This window comes from Marinomonas phycocola (assembly GCF_047525455.1).
Classification (GTDB): domain Bacteria; phylum Pseudomonadota; class Gammaproteobacteria; order Pseudomonadales; family Marinomonadaceae; genus Marinomonas.
Genome location: NZ_JBLIXL010000005.1, coordinates 75,984 through 96,176 on the forward strand (window position 1 = coordinate 75,984; position 20,193 = coordinate 96,176).

General features: G+C 41.5%; 18 protein-coding genes. 3 read left to right on the forward strand and 15 right to left on the reverse strand.

The genetic code is table 11. The features are described 5' to 3' along the window. Positions 1-3: 3 nt before the first annotated feature. The 8 genes from phoB to ACMUMJ_RS05520 form a co-directional block, all read right to left on the reverse strand. Positions 4-702 carry a phosphate regulon transcriptional regulator PhoB gene (phoB, locus tag ACMUMJ_RS05485; protein ID WP_414677785.1) on the reverse strand — a complete coding sequence of 233 codons (699 nt, stop codon included), beginning with the start codon at positions 700-702 and terminating at the stop codon, positions 4-6. A gap of 84 nt (positions 703-786) precedes the next feature. Further along, entirely contained in the window at positions 787-1,641 is an 855-nt protein-coding gene (gene ubiA, locus ACMUMJ_RS05490; RefSeq protein ID WP_414677786.1) for a 4-hydroxybenzoate octaprenyltransferase, read from the reverse strand. Continuing rightward, positions 1,638-2,192 carry a chorismate--pyruvate lyase family protein gene (locus tag ACMUMJ_RS05495; RefSeq protein WP_414677787.1) on the reverse strand — a complete coding sequence of 185 codons (555 nt, stop codon included), beginning with the start codon at positions 2,190-2,192 and terminating at the stop codon, positions 1,638-1,640. The genes ubiA and ACMUMJ_RS05495 overlap by 4 nt, the downstream gene beginning before the upstream one ends. Positions 2,193-2,246: 54 nt before the next feature. Next, positions 2,247-3,512 carry an HDOD domain-containing protein gene (locus tag ACMUMJ_RS05500; RefSeq protein WP_414677788.1) on the reverse strand — a complete coding sequence of 422 codons (1,266 nt, stop codon included), beginning with the start codon at positions 3,510-3,512 and terminating at the stop codon, positions 2,247-2,249. 108 nt (positions 3,513-3,620) lie between these two features. Then, positions 3,621-4,400, reverse strand: a complete 780-nt coding sequence (locus ACMUMJ_RS05505) for an amino acid ABC transporter ATP-binding protein (RefSeq protein ID WP_414677789.1) — start codon at positions 4,398-4,400, stop codon at positions 3,621-3,623. A gap of 22 nt (positions 4,401-4,422) precedes the next feature. Continuing rightward, positions 4,423-5,526, reverse strand: coding sequence for an amino acid ABC transporter permease (locus ACMUMJ_RS05510; protein ID WP_414677790.1), 1,104 nt, complete (start codon positions 5,524-5,526; stop codon positions 4,423-4,425). Positions 5,527-5,535: 9 nt separating this feature from the next. Beyond that, positions 5,536-6,711 carry an amino acid ABC transporter permease gene (locus ACMUMJ_RS05515; RefSeq protein WP_414677791.1) on the reverse strand — a complete coding sequence of 392 codons (1,176 nt, stop codon included), beginning with the start codon at positions 6,709-6,711 and terminating at the stop codon, positions 5,536-5,538. A gap of 100 nt (positions 6,712-6,811) precedes the next feature. Beyond that, positions 6,812-7,834: an amino acid ABC transporter substrate-binding protein gene (locus ACMUMJ_RS05520; RefSeq protein ID WP_414677792.1), complete on the reverse strand. Its 1,023-nt coding sequence runs from the start codon at positions 7,832-7,834 to the stop codon at positions 6,812-6,814. Positions 7,835-8,397: 563 nt separating this feature from the next. On the opposite strand from ACMUMJ_RS05520, the gene ACMUMJ_RS05525 reads away from it, so the two are divergent. Beyond that, complete coding sequence (locus tag ACMUMJ_RS05525; protein ID WP_414677793.1) at positions 8,398-8,874, forward strand: Lrp/AsnC ligand binding domain-containing protein; 477 nt, start codon at positions 8,398-8,400, stop codon at positions 8,872-8,874. A 10-nt stretch (positions 8,875-8,884) separates the two neighbouring features. Here the strand turns inward: ACMUMJ_RS05525 and recG are convergent, their stop codons facing one another. Both recG and ACMUMJ_RS05535 read right to left on the reverse strand, forming a co-directional pair. Continuing rightward, positions 8,885-10,963 (reverse strand): ATP-dependent DNA helicase RecG, encoded by a 2,079-nt coding sequence (recG, locus tag ACMUMJ_RS05530; RefSeq protein WP_414677794.1) that lies wholly within the window; start codon positions 10,961-10,963, stop codon positions 8,885-8,887. A 40-nt stretch (positions 10,964-11,003) separates the two neighbouring features. After that, a complete protein-coding gene (locus tag ACMUMJ_RS05535; RefSeq protein WP_414677795.1) occupies positions 11,004-11,909 on the reverse strand; it encodes a hydrogen peroxide-inducible genes activator in 906 nt (301 codons plus the stop codon). Positions 11,910-12,007: 98 nt separating this feature from the next. Here ACMUMJ_RS05535 and ACMUMJ_RS05540 point away from each other — a divergent pair, with 98 nt between their 5' ends. Next, on the forward strand, positions 12,008-12,865 hold the full coding sequence (locus tag ACMUMJ_RS05540) for an NAD-dependent epimerase/dehydratase family protein (RefSeq protein WP_414677796.1): 858 nt from the start codon (positions 12,008-12,010) through the stop codon (positions 12,863-12,865). Between the two features lie 62 nt (positions 12,866-12,927). Here the strand turns inward: ACMUMJ_RS05540 and ridA are convergent, their stop codons facing one another. From ridA to sbmA, 5 genes are all read right to left on the reverse strand, one after another. Further along, complete coding sequence (gene ridA, locus ACMUMJ_RS05545; RefSeq protein WP_414677797.1) at positions 12,928-13,314, reverse strand: deaminase RidA; 387 nt, start codon at positions 13,312-13,314, stop codon at positions 12,928-12,930. A gap of 190 nt (positions 13,315-13,504) precedes the next feature. Further along, a complete protein-coding gene (locus ACMUMJ_RS05550) occupies positions 13,505-15,619 on the reverse strand; it encodes a RelA/SpoT family protein (protein WP_414677798.1) in 2,115 nt (704 codons plus the stop codon). Between the two features lie 59 nt (positions 15,620-15,678). Then, the gene (rpoZ, locus tag ACMUMJ_RS05555; protein ID WP_414677799.1) at positions 15,679-15,903 is read right to left on the reverse strand and encodes a DNA-directed RNA polymerase subunit omega; all 225 of its coding nucleotides are present in this window, start codon (positions 15,901-15,903) and stop codon (positions 15,679-15,681) included. 56 nt (positions 15,904-15,959) lie between these two features. Next, a complete protein-coding gene (gene gmk / locus ACMUMJ_RS05560; protein ID WP_414677800.1) occupies positions 15,960-16,583 on the reverse strand; it encodes a guanylate kinase in 624 nt (207 codons plus the stop codon). 237 nt (positions 16,584-16,820) lie between these two features. Continuing rightward, positions 16,821-18,107: a peptide antibiotic transporter SbmA gene (sbmA, locus tag ACMUMJ_RS05565; RefSeq protein ID WP_414677801.1), complete on the reverse strand. Its 1,287-nt coding sequence runs from the start codon at positions 18,105-18,107 to the stop codon at positions 16,821-16,823. A 288-nt stretch (positions 18,108-18,395) separates the two neighbouring features. Between sbmA and ACMUMJ_RS05570 the strand changes: the two genes are divergently transcribed. Then, the gene (locus ACMUMJ_RS05570) at positions 18,396-20,129 is read left to right on the forward strand and encodes a methyl-accepting chemotaxis protein (RefSeq protein ID WP_414677802.1); all 1,734 of its coding nucleotides are present in this window, start codon (positions 18,396-18,398) and stop codon (positions 20,127-20,129) included. Positions 20,130-20,193 lie beyond the last annotated feature (64 nt).

Here is a 20,193-nt window from a genome sequence, read left to right on the forward strand (position 1 = left end):
AATTTATTGAACTGTTCGTTTACTTGAAAATCGATACCCTGTACCGCGTACTGTTTGAATTAAGTAGTCGTGGCTTTCACCAATGGCTTTACGCAGGCGTCGAATATGTACATCAACAGTACGCTCTTCAACGTACACATTGCCTCCCCAAACTTGATCCAAAAGCTGAGCTCTGGAGTACGCTCTTTCTTGGTGAGTGATCATAAATTTAAGTAAACGGTATTCCGTTGGACCCATTTCTAGAGGAGTCGAACCAATGGTAACACGTTGACTTATTGGATCTAAGAGCAAACCATCGACTTCAATGGGTTCATCGATGCCTTGAGGGTTGGCCCGTCGTAATACGGCTTTTAAACGTGCCACCAGTTCACGTGGTGAGAAAGGTTTGGTTATATAATCGTCAGCACCTATCTCTAATCCTTGTATTTTATTGTCTTCTTCGCTTTTTGCTGTGAGCATAATAACTGGGATTTCAGAAGTTAGAGAGTCTCGTTTGAGCCTACGAGTTAATTCAATGCCACTGCCGCCAGGCATCATCCAGTCACATAAAATGAGATCTGGTCTATGATCAATAATGATTTCATAAGCTTGTTGACTATTTTCCGCTTCAAAATAATCATATCCAGCCATTTCTAATGCAATAGCAATCATTTCACGAATCGATGATTCATCATCAATAATTAGTACGGTTTTGCCAGCCACGGAATCTACTCCCAAATGATAATCGCTCTATTAGAACGCTCAAATATGACAATTAGATGAAACTGTCATAATTTGTATCTTAGTTCATACAATATAGTTTAAGACAATACCGATAAACACACAGTACCCAATGCGATTATTATCTAGAAAAGCTTTGAAGCAGGCGTTTCTTTCTCGTGTCCATGTTTGCTTTAGTTGCAGAGAAAAGAGTAGGGCTGCGACAGCAAGGCTAACAAAGTACGGCCAATTTAGAGACTCTAACACCCCAACCCATATCAATAGAGAAAGCGCTAACCCTTGTAGCAACGAAATAATAAATAAATCATTCTGTGCAAATAGAATGGCGGTTGATTTGATGCCTATTTTTAAATCATCATCTCGATCAACCATTGCATAATAGGTGTCATAAGCAATGGTCCAAAAAGCGTTTGCTACAAAAACCATCCATAAAGTTGGATCACCTAACGACCCTCCTTGAGCACTGTAAGCCATTGGAATAGCCCAAGAAAATGCCAATCCAAGAAACAGTTGAGGGAGGTATGTGTAACGCTTCATAAAGGGGTAGAGGGCGGCTAATCCAAGGCCAATAAAAGACAGTAAAACGGTTTGAGTGTCCGTCATTAAAACCAATAAAAAGCTGGCTAAACAGAGAACAGCAAACAGCAATAGCGCTTCTTTTTCAGTAACCAATCCAGAAGGAATGGGACGGTTTTTAGTGCGTTCAACGGATCCGTCTATATGTCTGTCAGCGTAGTCGTTAATGACACACCCTGCGGAACGCATAAAGAAAACACCTAGTATAAAAATAATAACAACCTTCCACTCTGGGCTGCCATTACTTGCAAGCCAAATTCCCCACAATGTTGGCCACAGAAGCAGTAATGAGCCGATAGGTCGATTAAAGCGTGTAAGCTGAAGATAGGCGTCTAATTTAGTCATGATGTTTGCTTTTTTATCGGTAATTGAGCGATGGATGGTAAGAAGGCTTCACTAACCAGAACCCTTCTATTGTATTGTTTAAAAACGGATCGTCTGGCCCAAACATCGTCGTCGATATGATGAAAAAACGTTTTTGGGAGAAGGGCTATTTCAATAGGGCTTCGTATGAGAGCCTTATTTTTAAAAAGATACCCACCGAGGGATTGTTTCTTGAGCTTGCTTAAATAGCGCCAATGTCCAACAAGTGCTTTTGCCGGAATGATGGTTCGTGCATAAATAACGGCAAGGCCATCGACTTTTAAGATGACTTCTCTCACTCTGACGGCTTCTCTTGGGCGTAATTCGAGTGTCCAGCGCTCTCTTTGAGTGGGTTTCCCCCATGTGTCCTGTATGACTTCTACAGAGAGCTTCCCTACGCTTTCTAACAGTGCGGTTAATGACCCAGGCTCGCTTAACCAACGTTTTAAATACCTTGGTATTGTGTCCGTACGTGCCTGAGATAATGGTTGCCAATGGTAATCAAATTGTTGGGTAGCATTGAAATTTAGCACCAAGAATTCTCTTTATTGTTCAATATGATACTTGTTAAAACAGTCAGCTCATTCTTAATTGTGTAGTAGGCTAACCATTTCCTGCAATTCGTTAGAGGACGATTGTACTTCTTGATAGGCACAAAGGCACTCTTCTTCTGACAGTCCAATGGTCTTGGATAGATGTGCAGTGATGGTTTGATGGTGGCAAAGGTGATGGCTGCATTGTAAAAGATATGCCAGCATTACTGTTTCTGTTGTTTCTGTTGTTTCTAAGTCGGGTGCTTTTGCATAACGTATGGCATTGCAAATATCGTCGGGTAACCCCCAATGCCTTAAAAGCCATGAGCCGAGTTGTTCTTTGGTAAAACGTAATAAGTGCATTTCAATTAATTCAGTAGGCACGTGTGCATTGCCTTCGAGGTGACGTGAAAGAATTGAAAAGTGAGTAGGCAGAATGTGCCCAATGGCCAAATGACCAAAATTGTGCAATAGCCCAGAGAGGTAGGCATAACCTATTCTAGGCCGTTTTTCTGCTGGCATGCGTTTAACCAATGTTTCCATAAGGCTGGCACGAAACGCAGAATTAAACCAAAAATTTTGATAATGGCGAGGCCCATTTTTAGGGGGGGTTAAGACACTCTTCATGGACAGTCCTAGAGCTAAGTTCATGACCATATCAAACCCCAATACTCTGATAATGGCATCTTCGACGGATGCAATGTTTCCAGGTGCACCATAATAAGGTGATGATGCCCAACTGATAACTTGTGCGGTAAGGCTAGGATCTATACTAATCACGTCACATAATTCATCGGTGTCCACATTTCTCTTGCTACATAATTGAATGATTTTTTGGGATGTGATGGGCAGCGGGGGGAGTTCTAAGGTTTCTTCTAAGCGTTGTTTTAAACGAATAGATTGAAAGCGGCCTAAGGCTTCTTGGAGGCGTGACTCGTCTAATAAGTAGTCTGTGCTTATTTGAGGAATCTGATGCGGCAAGATCGTAAAATCATCAAAAGAGTGTGGGAAATTTGAGAACAGCTTTACAAATTCTTTGGTCGGCATTTCGGACAAATCAGCCTGCGGGCTATAACGCAAAGAGATATTTTCTTTTTGCAGTAGACCTTTATCAATAAACGTAAGCATTGTGGAGGTTCGAGTCAGAGTGTCGCCCAGTTTATTAAAATGGGTAATGGGTTCTAATCGACGTTTAGTAATACGAGTCAGGGCAGAAAAATCAAGAATGTTAGTATCTGAGAAGATAACCTGTAACGTCCTTGCATTGTCCCACAAATGCACAATTCGAGCTGTGATACTGCTGGAGACGGGTGTTTGCATAATAAGTCATTTTAAAATGGAGTGTGAATGGTTTTAATTTAACAAAAAAACACAAAAAAAGCCCCAAATAAAGGGGCTTTTTTTCAAAACTGAGGATTAGCTCAAGATTTAGTGATTTAAAATCTGACTTAAGAAGTTTTGAGTACGATCGTGCTGAGGATTATTGAAGAATTCTTCTGGTTTATTTGCTTCAACGATTTCACCTGCATCCATAAATACGACCCTATCAGCAACTGTTTTAGCGAACCCCATTTCGTGAGTGACACAAATCATGGTCATGCCTTCATCAGCAAGCTGAACCATAACATCCAATACTTCCTTAATCATTTCAGGATCAAGTGCAGATGTTGGCTCATCGAACAGCATAATGCGTGGCTTCATGCAAAGACCACGAGCAATCGCAACACGTTGTTGCTGACCACCAGATAGCTGACCTGGGAATTTAGCGGCTTGGTTCGCTATTTTTACGCGTTCAAGATAATGCATCGCGATTTCTTCGGCTTCTTTCTTTGGTGTTTTTCGAACCCAAATTGGAGCCAAAGTGAGATTTTCCAAAATTGTAAGATGTGGGAAAAGGTTAAAGTGCTGGAACACCATGCCCACATCTTTACGAATGGCTTCAATGTTTTTTAGGTTATCGTTCATGGTTATACCATCAACAATAATATCGCCCTTCTGATGCTCTTCTAGACGGTTAATGCAACGAGTCATCGTTGACTTACCTGAACCAGAAGGACCACAAACAACAATACGTTCGCCTGATTTTACGCTGAAGTTAATGTTTTTTAATACGTGAAAATCGCCGTACCATTTATTTACATCATTAAACTCGATGATTGTTTTTTCGCCCTGCTCTAATTGAGCCAGTGCCATATTATGTTCTGTCATTTTCATAGGCCTCAAAAAAAATCTAATTCCGCTTGTGTCCAGTTTCTAATTTGCGCTCTATCGCCATAGAATATCGGGACATGCCAAAACAGAAAGCCCAATAAACGAAACCGGCAAAGGCATAGCCTTCTACACTTGTTCCTAACCAATTTGAATCGTGAGTAGCGGCTTGGATCCTCCCTAACAAATCAAACATACCTACGATATAAACTAGAGTTGTGTCTTTAAACAAACCGATAAAGGTGTTTACGATACCTGGAATCACTAATTTAAGTGCTTGAGGCAAAATAACTAAGATCATAGACTGCCAATAGGTTAAACCCATGGCATCAGCTGCTTCATATTGCCCTTTAGGAATGGCTTGTAAGCCACCACGAATAACCTCAGCCATGTAAGCTGCTGAGAATAATGTGATACCGATGATTACACGCATTAACTTATCAAAGTTCAAGCCTTCAGGTAAGAACAATGGAATCATTACTGACGCCATAAACATGATTGTTATGAGTGGAACGGCACGGATTGTTTCAATAAAAACAACGCACACAGATTTAGCAATTGGCATGTTTGAGCGTCGGCCTAGGGCTAATAACACACCCAAAGGAAAAGATGCCACAATACCAACAACACCGAGTAGGGTGGTTAAAAATAATCCCCCCCAATTAGATGTTTCAACAATAGTTAGACCAAAAGAACCGCCAGCAAACAAAATGTAAGCAATGACTGGGTAAACAGCAATAATAGCAATTGAAAGGAATAACTTGTTGACTGATTTAACGGCAAAAGCCGCCACCATAACAATCAAAAGGAGTACGGCTACATTAATGCGCCAAACTTCTTCAGGTGGGTATAGGCCATACATAAATTGTTCAAAATAAACACCTATGAAGGCCCAACATGCACCACCAGCCGCTTTACAAGCCTGGCTAGTCTCGCCGGTCCATGTTGCATCGATGAGGCCCCATTGAATTACTGGTGGTAATAACAAATACAGAATATATGCACTAAACAAGGTCAAGAAAACGTTTAGTGGAGAAGATAATAAATTCTGTTTTACCCAAGCCACAGCACCTACTGAATTAACTGGAGGTGGCAAGCTTGGAGAAGGTTTAAATATAATCGCCATATTCGCCTCTTATCGTTCAGTTAATGACATTTTCTTGTTATACCAGTTCATAAAGAGAGAAATGGATAAACTCAAAGAACCGTATACCAACATACATAAACCAATGGTTTCAATTGCTTGACCTGTTTGGTTTAGAGTTGTTCCCATTACTACAGCAACTAATTCAGGGTATGCGATTGCAGCGCCTAAAGAAGAGTTTTTCGCTAAGTTCAGGTATTGGCTAGTTAATGGAGGAATGATCACTCGCAATGCTTGTGGTAATACAATCATACGTTGTGTCAGGCTATCTGCTAAGCCTAATGAGCGTGCTGCTTCAGTTTGTCCCCAATTGACAGACAAAATGCCCGCACGAACGATCTCTGCAATGAAAGAGCCTGTGTATGTTGCTAAGGCAATTAATACAGCGACAAATTCTGGAGGAAGAACCATACCACCTGTCACATTGAAGCGGCTTTTTTGCGGTAGGTCGAATTCCAGTGGAGATCCAGCGATAAAGTAGAAAATCAAAGTTCCTACAACAATAATACCGAAAGAAGCCCAATAAGCAGGAAACCATAGTCCTGTTCTTATTTGGCGTTTTTTAGCCCATACAATCAAGAAAATTGATGCAACGATTGCAGCTATAAAGCCAAAGATCACCATCCCAAAACCATCTTGAAAAATGGGATTTGGAGAATATATGCCACGTTTGTTAAGCATAAAGTCGCCAAACAGAAGACTATTTCTCGGTGACGGCAAAGTGGATAATACAGCGAAATACCAAAAGAACATTTGCAGTAATAGAGGAATGTTTCGCAGGGTTTCAATATATACAGTTGCTAATCTAGCGACTAACCAGTTATTGGATAATCTTGCTAGACCCATGACAATACCAATTAGTGTCGCTAAAACAATACCGATAAACGAAATTACAAAGGTATTAAGTAGTGCTACAACAAAAGCGCGGCCATAAGTGTCTGCTTCTGTGTATTCAATTAAGTGAATAAGAACTGGGAAGCCTGCAGGTTCATTTAAGAAAGTAAAACCTGTAGATATTCCTCGGTTCGCCAAGTTAGCTTGAAGATTGCTGAATAGGTAATAACCTATAAAAACAACCAAAACTAAAAGTGCTATTTGAAAGATTAGGGCGCGATTGCCAGCATCATTCAAGAAGCTTTCATTACTAGTCGAAGTTTTATCGCTCATCTCGGTTCAGGCAAAAGAATTGCTCGTCAGATGTGGAAAGGAGGGAGATGCACAGCTGCAAAGGTGCAGCTGTGCGATACCATGGTTAACATATGAGATATTAACGAACTGGTGGCGCGTACAATACACCGCCTTCAGTCCATAGGCTGTTAATACCACGTGGTAGTCCAACAGGCGTGTTAGGACCTACGTTGTTTTCGAAGCTTTCACCGTAGTTACCAACTTGAGCAATAACATCGTAAGCCCAGCTTGCGCTTAGACCTAGTTGCTCACCCATATTACCTTCAGCACCTAAAAGACGACGGATGCCTGGATCTTTGGTGTTTGACTTGATTTGAGCAACATTTTTAGATGAGATGCCCATTTCTTCTGCGTTAATTTGAACGAAAATAGACCAAGTAACAACGTCTTTCCACTGGTTGTCACCGTGGCGAACAACAGGGCCAAGAGGCTCTTTAGAAATTGTTTCTGGAAGGATTATGTGTGCATCTGGATCTGTGAGTTTTGAACGATGTGCAGCAAGACCTGATTTGTCTGTTGTGAACACATCACAACGGCCAGATGCATAAGCAGCGAGTGCTTCGTCTGCTTTCTGTACGATTACAGGAACGTATGACAAGCCATTCTTACGGAAGAAATCAGCCATGTTTAATTCAGTTGTTGTACCTTGCTCAGTACAAACTGTTGCACCGTCTAGGTCTGTTGCGGATTCAACACCTAGATCTTTACGAGCCATAAAGCCTTGACCGTCGTAGAAGTTCACAGTAGTGAAATCTAGACCCAAAGAAGAGTCTCGAGTATAAGTCCAAGTTGTGTTACGAGAAAGGATGTCAATTTCACCAGATTGTAGGGCTGTGAAACGTTCTTTTGCGGAAAGTGGAGTGAATTTTACTTTTGTTGCATCACCAAAAACGGCTGCAGCGGCTGCACGGCATGAATCAACGTCGATACCTGTCCAGTTACCTTTGTCATCTGCATTAGAGAAACCTGGAACGCCCTGACTTACGCCACATTGAATAAAGCCTTTTGCTTTAACATCATCTAGCGTACCAGCGGTTGCACCAGCACTAACAGTAACTGCAATTGCAGCTGTAGAAAGTAACTTACTTACATTCGATTTCATTATTTGAGACTCCCAAGCCATTTATAATTGCTAACATTTACATTATTTTATATTTTTTCAAAATCTATAAGGCAAAGTTTGTGCCAGCATTTTGTTATTCTTTTTGTTGTGTTTTCTCAGCGGAGTATTCTGTGAAGTCCACTGATATACTATATAGAATGGCTGGTCAGCCGTGGTAGTCAAGGAAAAATATGATTTTAGGTAAGCATTTCTGTGATTAAAAATAAAAATAGAGCAAAATGTGACCAATTGATTTATAAATACAATCACTTAAAAAGTATTCTTTAAAAAAAACTATGCCTTCATTTATTTTGAAATGGTGTACAGTGTGCTGAGATATAATGAAAAAATTGTGTTTTGATAGATCACAAGTGTATTTAAGTGCAACTTCTTTAGTACATTCCTCATAAGAGTAGTTCTATTTTGGTGCATAGACACCAACTAAATGAACGATATTAATTCTAAATAGTGAGTATTGAATAGTGGAGGCTTTTCCATTGCACATTCTCTCCCTATACTTAGAGTCAGTTTAACCTTATTTGTTGTAAGGAGATCCATTAACGATGGATAACTCGTCAAAGCCTCTTGATCGGCTCGATAAAAAAATTCTTCGAGAATTACAAATCAATGGCAGATTGTCTAATGTGGAATTAGCCAGTCGTGTTGGTTTGAGTGCAACGCCTTGTCTAGAACGTGTTCGTAGATTAGAACGAAATGATTACATTACGGGATATTGTGCCTTAGTAAACCCGCGCAAAGTAGACGCTGGATTGCTTGTATTTGTCGAAATTCGCTTAAAAACAACATCACCAGAAGGGTTTCATGAGTTTAAAGATGCAGTGACCAAAATCCCTGAGGTATTAGAGTGCCACTTGATCGCAGGTGATTTTGAATATTTGCTGAAAGCACGTGTTCCTGATGTTGATGCGTATCGACTATTATTAGGTGAAACACTGTTGACCTTACCCCATGTCAGGGAATCAAGAACGTACGTTGCAATGGAAGAAGTAAAAAACACAACGGTCGTTAATATTCGTTAATGTGTTTTGCTTATACACGTAAGTAATCTTGTTGAACAGGTAACCAACGAGACAATAAATGGACAATATGATCATGATGCGATTGATGCATTAACAAAGCAGCACTTTGTACTTGCTCTAATATTGCCTTGTCTCGTTGTAAATCTGCTACTTTGAACTCCATCAGTCCTGTTTGGCGTGATCCTAACAGTTCTCCTGGCCCACGTATTTCTAAATCTTTTTCTGCAATTTTAAACCCATCGGATGTTTCTCTCATAATGGACAAACGTTCTTTTCCATGCTGGCTTAAAGGTGTTTTATAAAGCAGTACACAATGGCTCGCTGCTTGGCCTCGGCCTACTCGGCCTCTTAGTTGATGCAATTGCGCTAGTCCCAACCTTTCAGGGTTTTCAATGACCATTAGGCTGGCATTCGGCACATCAACACCGACTTCAATGACGGTTGTGGCAACCAATAATTGAATGTTCCCTTGTTTGAATTTGGTCATAATATCGGCTTTTTCTTGTGGCTTTAAGCGACCATGAACCAAACCGATTGATACGTCTTCTAACTGCTCTGACAGCATGATTGCGGTGTCTTCTGCTGCCTGACATTGTAGGGCCTCTGATTCTTCCACCAGTGTGCATACCCAATACGCTTGTTTTCCTTCCTTACAAGAGGCTTTCACTCTGTCAATCACTTCATTACGTCTTTGATCAGACACAACAATCGTCGTTACCGGTGTTCTACCTGGAGGTAATTCATCAATGATTGAACAGTCTAAATCCGCATAAGCAGACATGGCTAAGGTTCTAGGGATGGGGGTGGCAGTCATAATCAATTGATGAGGTTGTAGCAATCCATCCATGCCTTTTTCTCGTAAAGCCATCCGCTGGTGTACCCCAAATCGATGTTGTTCATCAATAATAGCGAGAGATAGGTTGTGAAAGTGAACGCTTTCTTGGAACAATGCGTGAGTGCCAACCACGACTAATGCGTCACCGTTTGCAATGCTTTCTAATTGAGTTGCTCTTGCTTTACCTTTGAGCTTGCCGACTAACCAGGCGACTGAAATGCCCAAAGGTTCGAACCATTGCTTAAAATTGATAAAGTGCTGCTCTGCGAGTATCTCTGTGGGTGCCATGATGGCAATCTGTAACCCTTTTTGAATAAAGGTGGAGGCGGCCATTGCTGCAACGAGCGTTTTTCCTGATCCAACGTCCCCTTGAACCAATCTCAACATAGGATGGCCGGATGCTAAATCGTGCATAATTTCTTGAAATACACGTTGTTGAGCATTGGTTGGATCGAACGGAAGACTGGCAATGAGCCGATCAAAGACATCACCTCTTTCTGAAATTACAGACGATCGCTCTAATTTTGCCTGCTGTTTTTTATTCACCAAGCTGAGTTGATGAGCAAGTAATTCTTCAAAAGACAGTCTGAGCTGAGCTGGATGCTTACCTGATGCTAGTAATGCGGTATCTGCATCGGTCGGTGGTTGGTGTAGATAACGGACAGAATCAATGAGCGGTGGGAGCTGAAACTGAACGCGTATTGCTTCAGGTAGCCATTCGGTTAAATTATAAGGCGTTAAGCGCTCAAGAGCCTGCTCACAGAAAGCACGAATTTTGAGTTGAGTTAACCCTTCTGTTAAAGGATAAATCGGCGTCAATTGCGTTTTATCGGTGTGTGGCTCGAATTCATTGCTTAATGTGTATTCAGGGTGGAACATTTCGAATCCTGTGCTTCCCCGCTTTACTTCGCCGAAGCAACGAATGGACTTTCCTGACTCAAACTGTTTTTTTTGTGCTGCGGTAAAATGGAAGAAGCGCAGCATGATGCTGCCAGTCTGATCTTTAACACGACATAAAAGGCTTCGCCGCTTACCCATGGCAACATCGCATTGTGTGACCTCACCTTCGATCACGACTTCGTCTCCAAGATGAAGGCGCCCAATTGGAACCAGCTTCGTTCTGTCTTGATAGCGTATTGGTAAATGGAAAATCAAATCTTGTAGGCTGTGGATATGTAGCTTAGATAACTTTTCCGCCACGGCACTTCCTACGCCTTTTAATTCGGTGACGGGAATGGTTTCTAAACTTGACATAAATGCATCCTACTGACAGTCGTTGTTCTAGAGATCGATATTATAAAGACAGTTTTTGACACGCATCTTTAATGGATTGACTTAATGCTTCAATGGCTTTTGGTCTAGGGAAACTGACACGCCATGCCAGTGCAACCGTTCGTTTGGGAACGGGAGAGGCAAAAGGGCGGATTTCGAGCAAACTGTTGTCAATATGAGTGACGGCTGATTTAGGTAATACAGTCACACCCAAACCGGAAGCCACCATATAGCGAATCGTTTCCAATGAACTGCCATTGACGATTGTGCGTGCAGAGCCGTATTCATCTTCGTTTAAAATGGGACACGCTTCCATTACCTGATCACTAAAACAGTGGCCTTTACCTAAGACCAATAAATTATCTGTGCTCAATTGATCTGTATGAATATGGTGCAACTTTGTCCAAGGGTGGCTTTTGGGCATAAGTACAACAAACTCTTCCTCATAAATCGATTGAGTAACAACGTCAGGCTCTTTGAATGGCAGCGCGACGATAATGGCATCAAGCTCACCATTACGTAATTTTGGCCTGAGGTTCTCGGTGAGATTCTCTTCAATCATTAGTGGCATACCGTCCGTTAATGCATGTAAAGACGGGATAATATGAGGAAATAAATAGGGTGCAATGGTGTAAATTGCGCCGGCTTTTAGAGGGCCTTTTAATTGGTTTTTGCCTGATGCGGCCAGCTCTTTAATAACATTAGCTTGTTCCAGTACTTTTTTTGCTTGGCGAATAATCTGGTCACCAAGTGGGGTGATGTATACTGAATTTTTGCTTCGTTCAAAAATTGCTGTCCCCAATTCGTCCTCTAATTTTTTAACAGCGACACTTAATGTCGGTTGAGAAACATTGCACCTTTCTGCCGCACGGCCAAAATGTTGCTCATCTGCAAGCATTACGATGTATTTCAATTCGGTTAATGTCATTGCGTTTTTACCTTCAATTAGTTCATTGCTAATAACTATGATAATACATATTTTAATAAAGTATACTCTAAAAAATGAAAGCAAAGAGGAGCTTTGACATGGCGAAAGTCTTGATAGCAGGCTGTGGCGATATTGGTTCTCGTTTGGCAACCAATTTGGTAGAGATAGGTCACTCTGTGACAGCCATTCGACGCCAAGGAACGGTCTTTCCAAAAGGCGTCCATGGTATAACGGGTGATCTATTGACTATGGCGTTAAATAATTTGCCTGATGCAGACATCGTATTTTTAATTATGACGCCGCAGGGTCGAACCGCTGAGCTCTATAAAGAGGCGTATTTATTAACCGCCCAAAAATTAGTAGACCGCTATCAGCAGGACATTACATGTCCGAAGGTCTTATTTGTTTCAAGCACCAGCGTTTATGGACAAAATTCAGGTGAAGTGTTAAACGAAAAAGAGATCGCACTGCCCAAAAGTGCGACGGCCAAGGTATTGATGCAAGCAGAGACGTTATTAGCAGAGCATTTATCGGCAACCAGCGTACGTTTTTCTGGCATCTATGGGCCGGGACGATTGCGTTTAATTGAATCCATCGCAAAGCGAGAGTTGTGGGCGGTAAACCAATGGACAAATCGGATTCATCGAGATGATTGTGTTGGGCTGCTGACATTTTTGGCGGGTCTACACACAAAGGGAAAAGCGTTAGAGCGTGTTTATATTGGAACAGATTGCAGCCCTGTTAGCCAATGGGAGGTGAAGTTATGGTTAGCGAAACAGTTAAATACCGAGCCTAATTTGCCAGAAGAACTTGGAGTAAAGGGGTTTTTACCTGTGTCAGGGAAGAGGTTGTCAAATGCGTCTGTTATCGAAGCTGGATATCAATTTTTATACCCAAGTTATATTCTAGGGTATGAAGCGCTACTGGAAGAATATAGAGAAAGATGCTCTGCGTGATAAGGTTCAGTGAATGCACTGAGACCTCATCGCGTATTTGACTATCGAGTGATCGGCTGCAATTAATCTTCTAAAACCATTACACCTTCAATTTCTACTTCGACATTTTTCGGAAGGGCGCGTACACCAAGAGCGGCACGGGCAGGGTAAGGCATTTCAAAAAACTCAACCATTATTTCATTTACCGCGGTGAAGTTACCTAAATCCGTCATGTAAATGTTCAGTTTAACAATGTCTTTTAAAGAACCGCCAGCGGCTTCACACACAGCCTGTAGGTTTTGAAAAACCTGAGCTGTTTGTTCTTTTACATCGTCACTAACCACTTCCATTGTTGCAGGTACCAAAGGGATTTGACCAGAAAGGTATACTGTATTGCCTGCACGAACGGCTTGAGAATAAGGTCCAATTGCTTGAGGGGCGTTTTCAGTAAAAATGACTTCTTTAGACATAGTAAAACTTCCTAATTTAATGGTTGATAGTATCTAGGTGAGGCCTTTGCACGACGACTGCGCTTGTTAATACTTTGTTAAAAACAGACTCAAAATGCGCATTTATAACTCATAAACGCCGCTTTTTCGTCTGTTTTTGCCTCGTCTTATCGTCGCGTCGTGAAAAGGTCTCTAGGTATCACGTAGTGCTTTATCTTGTTGTGACAGTTTCTCTGGTCACTTTTTCAACACATCGAACAGACTTTATTCGACGCATTACGTCTGCTAAGCCAACCCGACTAGATACGGTAATATTCAAACGTAAACGACTTACTCGGCCTCGTTCAATAATATCTAAGTTCGAAACTTGGTAATCGGTATCCCCAATGGAGCTGGCTATTTTAGACACCGCTCCTCTCTCGTTAACAAAGCTGACAATCAAGCTAATGGCTAGATCTTCTTCAATCTCCTTGCCCCACGACATACGGATGTATTGTTCTGGGTTTTCCAAATGATCTTGGATATTGGTGCAATTTAGATGATGAATGACAATGCCTTTGTCTACTTGCACATAACCGGCGATAGGATCACCTGGGATAGGAGAACAGCATTTTGCATAGGAAACTAGCATTCCTTCTGAACCGTTTAATTTGAATGAAGTTGGTGTAATAAGCTCATCTTCATTGTAATTAGGAAACAGTTGTCGAGTGACTAAATAACCGACGTGCCTTCCTTTACCAATAGATTCTAGTAAGTCGTTCATTGACGCAAGTTGATAGTAGTCAAGCACCAGTTGAATTTGCTCTTCTTCAAGATCTTCAATATTGGTTTTGAAAGCATTCAGTGAGCGGGTGAGGAGTCGGTAGCCAACGGCAATGGCATTTTCAGTTTGTTTGCTTTTTAGGAAATGGCGTATGTTGGTTCGGGCTTTTCCTGTAATGGCAAAACTTAGCCATGCGACGTTGGGCTGGGCGCTTTTTGCGGTAATGATTTCAACAGTCTGACCGCTTTCTAATTGTGTACTGAGTGGTGCGAGTCGTCGGTTAATTCGACAAGAAATACAAGTATTGCCGATTTGAGTATGCACACCGTACGCAAAATCAACTGGAGTTGCACCCGTTGGCAACTCAATGATATTGCCTTTAGGTGTGAAAACGTACACTTCACCAGGGAATAGATCATTTTTAACGTTATCAACAAAATCAACGGCGTTACCCGATTTTTGTTGAATTTCAAGCATCTCTTGTACCCATTTTGTCGCACGGTCATGGCTGTGAGAGATGTTTGCTTGAGGGTTTTTAGATTTGTAAGCCCAATGAGCGGCGATGCCATTACTGGCGACCATTTCCATTTCGTTTGTGCGAATTTGCACTTCCATAGGCAAGCCATTGGCAACAACCGTAGTATGAAGTGATTGATATCCGTTGGATTTGGGTACCGCGATATAATCTTTGAAACGGCTTTCAACTGGCTTGAAAAGAGAGTGAATAATACCAAGAATACGATAACAATTATCGGGTTTATCAGTAACGATTCTAACTCCCAGAACGTCCATGATATCGGTCAGTGATCGACGCTTTTTCTGCATCTTCTGATAAATGCTATAGATGTGCTTTTCTCTAACACTGATAGACGCGTCGATGTATTCAGCGGCTAACTCTCCGTGAATGTATTGTTCGAGTGTTTCTTTGTCTTGTGATCGTTGACCATAACGTTTGTGAATCGCTTTTTGCAGCATTTTTGAGCGCATTGGGTAATAGGCATTAAATGCTAGGCTCTCTAAATCGATACGGAAATTATACATGCCCAATCGATTGGCAATCGGTGCATAAATTTCGAGAGTTTCTTTAGCGATACGACGTTTTTTGTGGGCGGGCATGGAGTCTAGAGTACGCATGTTGTGCAGTCTATCCGCCAACTTAACGAGAATGACTCGTATATCATCGGCCATGGCCATGGCCATTTTTTGGAAATTATGAGCTTGTTTTTCGAGCTGGTTATTGAATTCCAGATGGGTCAATTTGCTGACACCATCTACTAGGCTAGCAACACTTTCACCAAATTGTTCCGTGAGAGCCTCTCGGCTAATGCCCGTATCTTCAATAACGTCATGCAATAACGCAGCGGCTAATCCATCGCAATCCATGCGTATGTCCGCCAGTATTTGAGCTACAGCCAAAGGGTGAATAACATAAGGCTCGCCACTTTTTCTGCGCTGGCCATCATGAGCTTGTTCAGCGTAATAATATGCGCGCTTAATGACAGCGACTTGTTCGTAAGGCAAATATTGGCTAAGCGTAGTCGCTAAGTCTTCAATGCGGTACATCACTCACTCCAATTAATTGATACAAACAGGGTTTTGAAATGAGCGATAGACATAGGTGCTTAAAACTCGTGAATTGGCTGCTTTTTAATGTCAACGTTGACTACATTAACTAGATTTTCTGCAATCTCACGTAAAGCAACAACCGTCACCTTATCGTCTTCTATCGCGACTTTTGCTTCTTCACCACCTGTTGCTAATTGGCGTGCGCGCTTTGAAGCAATCATCACTAACTGGAAACGGTTTTCTACATTTTCTAAACAATCTTCTACTGTAACTCGGGCCATTGCTATCTCTACCTTTTTGAATGATCTAATAATGTTTAATTCTACTTAACCGCTTCTTATAATGACAAGAGATCATTGATAAGTTTGGTATGTTTTTGCTCAATAATGCGTTTTTTTACTCGCATTGCTTTGAAAATGGCACTCATTTCTGACAAAGCCGTCTCGAAATCGTCATTTACGATGATGTAGTCGTACTCATCATAGTGTGACATCTCACTAACGGCTTTTGCCATGCGGCGTGTTATCACTTCGTCAGAGTCCGTTCCGCGGTCTCGAAGGCGATGTTCTAATGTCTGAGTTGATGGTGGTAATATAAAAATACCAATGGCGTCCGGGTACTGAAGACGTACTTGTTTTGCACCTTGCCAGTCAATTTCTAGGATCACATCTAGGCCTTGATCAAGAAGGTCAAAGATGGCTTGTTTCGAGGTTCCATAGTAATTATCAAACACTTGCGCGTGTTCGAAAAAGGCATCGTCAGCGATCATATCAAGAAAATCATCGACACCAACAAAATAATACTCCCTTCCGTGTTCTTCTCCTGTTCTTGGGTCTCTCGTTGTATGAGAAATTGAGATCCTAACGTGTGAATCTTGAGCAATAAGGGCTTTATAAAGGGAAGATTTTCCTGCTCCAGAAGGGGCAGACAGTATGAATAGATTGCCTTTCGATTGATCCATTTGAATATGAGTTCTCTTAATACAATAAGTGAATTTGATACCACGAAGGTAGGATAATAGCACAATAAATACAGAGGAAAAAAAGCTTATTGATTAAGGTGTTTAAACTCAATAAAGAGTCTAATTACGGGGTTTTTAAGGTAGACATCTGAGGTGAATCTCGCCTCTTTTTTAAGAAAGGTGTCTTATGAATAGGAACTCGATTAATTGAGACTCCTATTCACCGACAGGACAGGGCTATTTGAGGTTGTCACCCTCGTTATAGTCTTGATCAATGGCAGGTAGTGGTTGATCATTAATTGCGGCTTCGAATGCTGTAAGACGTTTGTAAATCGACAACAACTCTACAATGGTCGTCCATGAATTAACAAGAAACTGAAAAGAGCCTTCAACTTGATTAAATGCGTTGATAATACGTTGCATCACACCAAGGGTGAATGCACCTGCAATGATGGAAGGCGCAAGTACGATCAATGGCATAAAGTTACCCACCTGCAAGTAACCATAACGAACGATGTTAAAGTACAAATAGTTTTTATACAGGTTAAAGTAATTTTTACGAACGTTATTAAACAGTTCAGACAATTCTGGTGGTTGTGCACGATCTGCGTAATCTTCTCCATAAACGAGTTCTTTACGGAAAGCGGCTTCTACTCGTTGATTTTTAAATTCTAAACCCGGTAGTCGAATGCCCGCCAAAGCTAAGAGGAAAGTACCAAATATAGACCAAGTAATTGCAACAAACACCAACGCCTGAGGCACTTCACCGATTAATGGCAACGTGGTGACATAGGAAGACAGCCCCCAAAGAATCGGCAAAAATGCAATAAGCGTCATAATAGAATCTAGAAAGCGCACGCCTAAACTTTCAACGATGGAGGCAAAACGCATGGTGTCTTCTTGGATACGTTGTGATGCACCTTCTATATGGCGTACTTGATCCCACTTACTTGTGTAGTAATCGTTCATAGCAGTACGCCAGCGGAAGACGTAATGACTGACAAAGAAGCTATTAAGTACAGCGACAGTAATTGCAATCAGTAGCAGCACCGCAACCGAAGCCAATTGGCCGTAGTATTCTTCTGCGGTAATGCTTTGAGGTTCGGACAATGCTCGTTGAATGAGATCGTAAAAATTACCATACCATTCATTTAGCATGACACTAACTTGTACTTGGAACCAGGTTATAAAGACAATGACGGCTGATCCCATAATGGACCAACGTCCCCATTGCTGACCACCATAAAGCATCCAACAGCCAACAAAAATGGCGTAACAAAGGAACATATATTGATACAGCCAAATATCGACCGCCTGAGAAAACGCGGCGTCATAAAGCGCTTGAGCCGCTTCATCTGAGCCTTCTGCTAACGCGTTGGGGAACTCAGCATTAAATAGGCCGCCTAAACTGAGCGTTGGCCCCCAGTCTTGAATGACTAAATACCAAGAGACGACGCACAGTAAGGACCATACTGCGAAACTGAGAAAGAAGAGCTTTGGTTTAGGGAAGAAAGAAAAAAACACCGTATATACTCATGTCAAATAAAAGAAGAACCGTAATCCAGATAAACAAATATTGCTTATCAAGACAAGTGTTTAGCAGCTTACACTAGCAGTAGAGTAAGGACAATTCAGGAATCTGATCTTGACAGAATGTTTAAACAAGCGGACGCAAAAAGGAAGAAATAAGAGCACTAATTTTTTATAAGCGTAATGAAATGTAACCTAGTGTTCTTTCATCATAATATTTCAACTACTATCTTTTAGTGTAAGGATATTAGAACGAAATTAAAGTTCGTAGGAGGCAAAGAGATGAGCATTAGAAAATTGTTACTTGTAGGGGCCGTGCTATGCTCAGCGAGTATTTTAGTCACGTTGATCGTGCTGTATTTAAGTCATGGTAAGAGCGCTTCTTTGTCGGCGAGCCAATCTGCTCGTTATCAGTCGTTTTTACTCGCCGATGAACTTAGACAAAGCTCGGATGATTTAACTCGTTTGGCGCGTACGTATGTGTTATCTGGTGATGATAAATACGAAAAAATGTATTGGGATATTTTGGCAATACGTAATGGCGATAAAGCCCGTCCCCAACACATGGAACGCATTTATTGGGATTTGGTGCTCCAATATGGTGAAAAGCCGAGTCCAGATGGCGTCAAAAACTCGTTAACAGATCTGATGAAAGACGCAGGCTTTACAGATGCTGAGTTTGCCAAATTAACAGAAGCACAAAAAAATTCAAACGACTTGGTGTATACCGAAACCGTTGCGATGAATGCGGTAAAAGGGCTGTATGATGATGGCAATGGTAATTTTACCCGTAAAGACAAGCCCGATTTAGCCATGGCCCGTCGTATCATGCACGACAACCAATATCATCAAGATAAAGCAAAAATCGTCAAGCCAATTAATGAGTTTTTAATTTTATTGGATGAACGTACTTCGCAAACAGTTCTTCAAAAAAAGCAGGAAGTGGTATTTTTTGGAAGAGTATTAATTACCTGTCTTCTTATGACACTATTAACAGTGATTGCTTCTTTATTTTTTATCTATAAAGGAATTATGAAACAAATTGGCGGTGAACCGAAAGAGGTCCTCGCAGCCATGGAAAAAATCTCCAATGGGCAGTTGAGTTGCATCGATGTGATGGCAACGGAAGGCATTGCAGCAGGTTTGGTGTCAATGTCAGAGAGCTTAAGAAGCACCATTGAAAATGTCAAAGAAACGGCCAACCAAGTTTCTGTATCGGCGACAGAACTGTCTGTTATCAGCTCTCAAACAAATAAAGGCGCTAAGCAACAATTTGTTGATATGGAGCAGGTGGCCACCGCGATGAATGAGATGTCTGCTACTGTTTCAGACGTTGCACAAAATGCCGAAGACGCTCTGAATTCTGTTATGACGGCAGACGGACATGTCCAAGAAGGCAATAGGGTCATTGAAAACGTGACAGGGTCTGCTAAAGCGCTTTCTGAAGAGGTGAACTCCATTTCTGATGTGATCCAAGAGCTTACTGTAGAAACAGATAAAATTGCTACGGTTTTAAATGTGATCGGAGAGATTGCCGAACAAACAAACTTATTGGCATTGAATGCTGCGATAGAAGCGGCTAGGGCAGGAGAGCAAGGGCGTGGCTTTGCAGTGGTTGCCGACGAAGTGAGAACGTTAGCAAGTCGAACTCAACATTCCACATCAGAAATTCAAGAAATTATTAGCAGTTTACAACAGGGTGCTCAGAGAGCCACGTCTGTTATGTCTCTTGGGCTAGAAAAAGCTCATGATACATTAGACGGTGTTGAACATGCTGGAGAAAACTTTAAAAACATCTCTCAATCGGTGGCTGAAATTAACGATCGAAGCGCTGTCATTGCCAGTGCGTCAAGTCAACAAAGCTCAGCGGCAAATGAAATTGATCGCAGTCTTGCTCGTATTAATGAAGCCGCGAATGAATCGGCGAAAGGCGCAGAGCAAACATCAGATGCCAGTGTAAAACTAAAAGAATTGGCACAGAGCCTACAGGATACCGTGTCGCATTTTAGCACCTAGGACACGATGCAAGCATTTGGAGCGTTTGGCTGAGTCAATTTTAAAATGCACTGGAGATTGTTAA

Excerpts from the sequence above, each read along its gene's own strand:
- ubiA (WP_414677786.1), bottom strand. The coding sequence starts at position 1,641 with ATGACTAAATTAGACGCCTATCTTCAGCTTACACGCTTTAATCGACCT.
- ACMUMJ_RS05500 (WP_414677788.1), bottom strand. The coding sequence starts at position 3,512 with ATGCAAACACCCGTCTCCAGCAGTATCACAGCTCGAATTGTGCATTTG.
- ACMUMJ_RS05505 (WP_414677789.1), bottom strand. The coding sequence starts at position 4,400 with ATGACAGAACATAATATGGCACTGGCTCAATTAGAGCAGGGCGAAAAA.
- ACMUMJ_RS05510 (WP_414677790.1), bottom strand. The coding sequence starts at position 5,526 with ATGGCGATTATATTTAAACCTTCTCCAAGCTTGCCACCTCCAGTTAAT.
- ACMUMJ_RS05515 (WP_414677791.1), bottom strand. The coding sequence starts at position 6,711 with ATGAGCGATAAAACTTCGACTAGTAATGAAAGCTTCTTGAATGATGCT.
- ACMUMJ_RS05520 (WP_414677792.1), bottom strand. The coding sequence starts at position 7,834 with ATGAAATCGAATGTAAGTAAGTTACTTTCTACAGCTGCAATTGCAGTT.
- ACMUMJ_RS05525 (WP_414677793.1), top strand. The coding sequence starts at position 8,398 with ATGGATAACTCGTCAAAGCCTCTTGATCGGCTCGATAAAAAAATTCTT.
- recG (WP_414677794.1), bottom strand. The coding sequence starts at position 10,963 with ATGTCAAGTTTAGAAACCATTCCCGTCACCGAATTAAAAGGCGTAGGA.
- ACMUMJ_RS05535 (WP_414677795.1), bottom strand. The coding sequence starts at position 11,909 with ATGACATTAACCGAATTGAAATACATCGTAATGCTTGCAGATGAGCAA.
- ACMUMJ_RS05540 (WP_414677796.1), top strand. The coding sequence starts at position 12,008 with ATGGCGAAAGTCTTGATAGCAGGCTGTGGCGATATTGGTTCTCGTTTG.
- ridA (WP_414677797.1), bottom strand. The coding sequence starts at position 13,314 with ATGTCTAAAGAAGTCATTTTTACTGAAAACGCCCCTCAAGCAATTGGA.
- ACMUMJ_RS05550 (WP_414677798.1), bottom strand. The coding sequence starts at position 15,619 with ATGTACCGCATTGAAGACTTAGCGACTACGCTTAGCCAATATTTGCCT.
- rpoZ (WP_414677799.1), bottom strand. The coding sequence starts at position 15,903 with ATGGCCCGAGTTACAGTAGAAGATTGTTTAGAAAATGTAGAAAACCGT.
- gmk (WP_414677800.1), bottom strand. The coding sequence starts at position 16,583 with ATGGATCAATCGAAAGGCAATCTATTCATACTGTCTGCCCCTTCTGGA.
- ACMUMJ_RS05570 (WP_414677802.1), top strand. The coding sequence starts at position 18,396 with ATGAGCATTAGAAAATTGTTACTTGTAGGGGCCGTGCTATGCTCAGCG.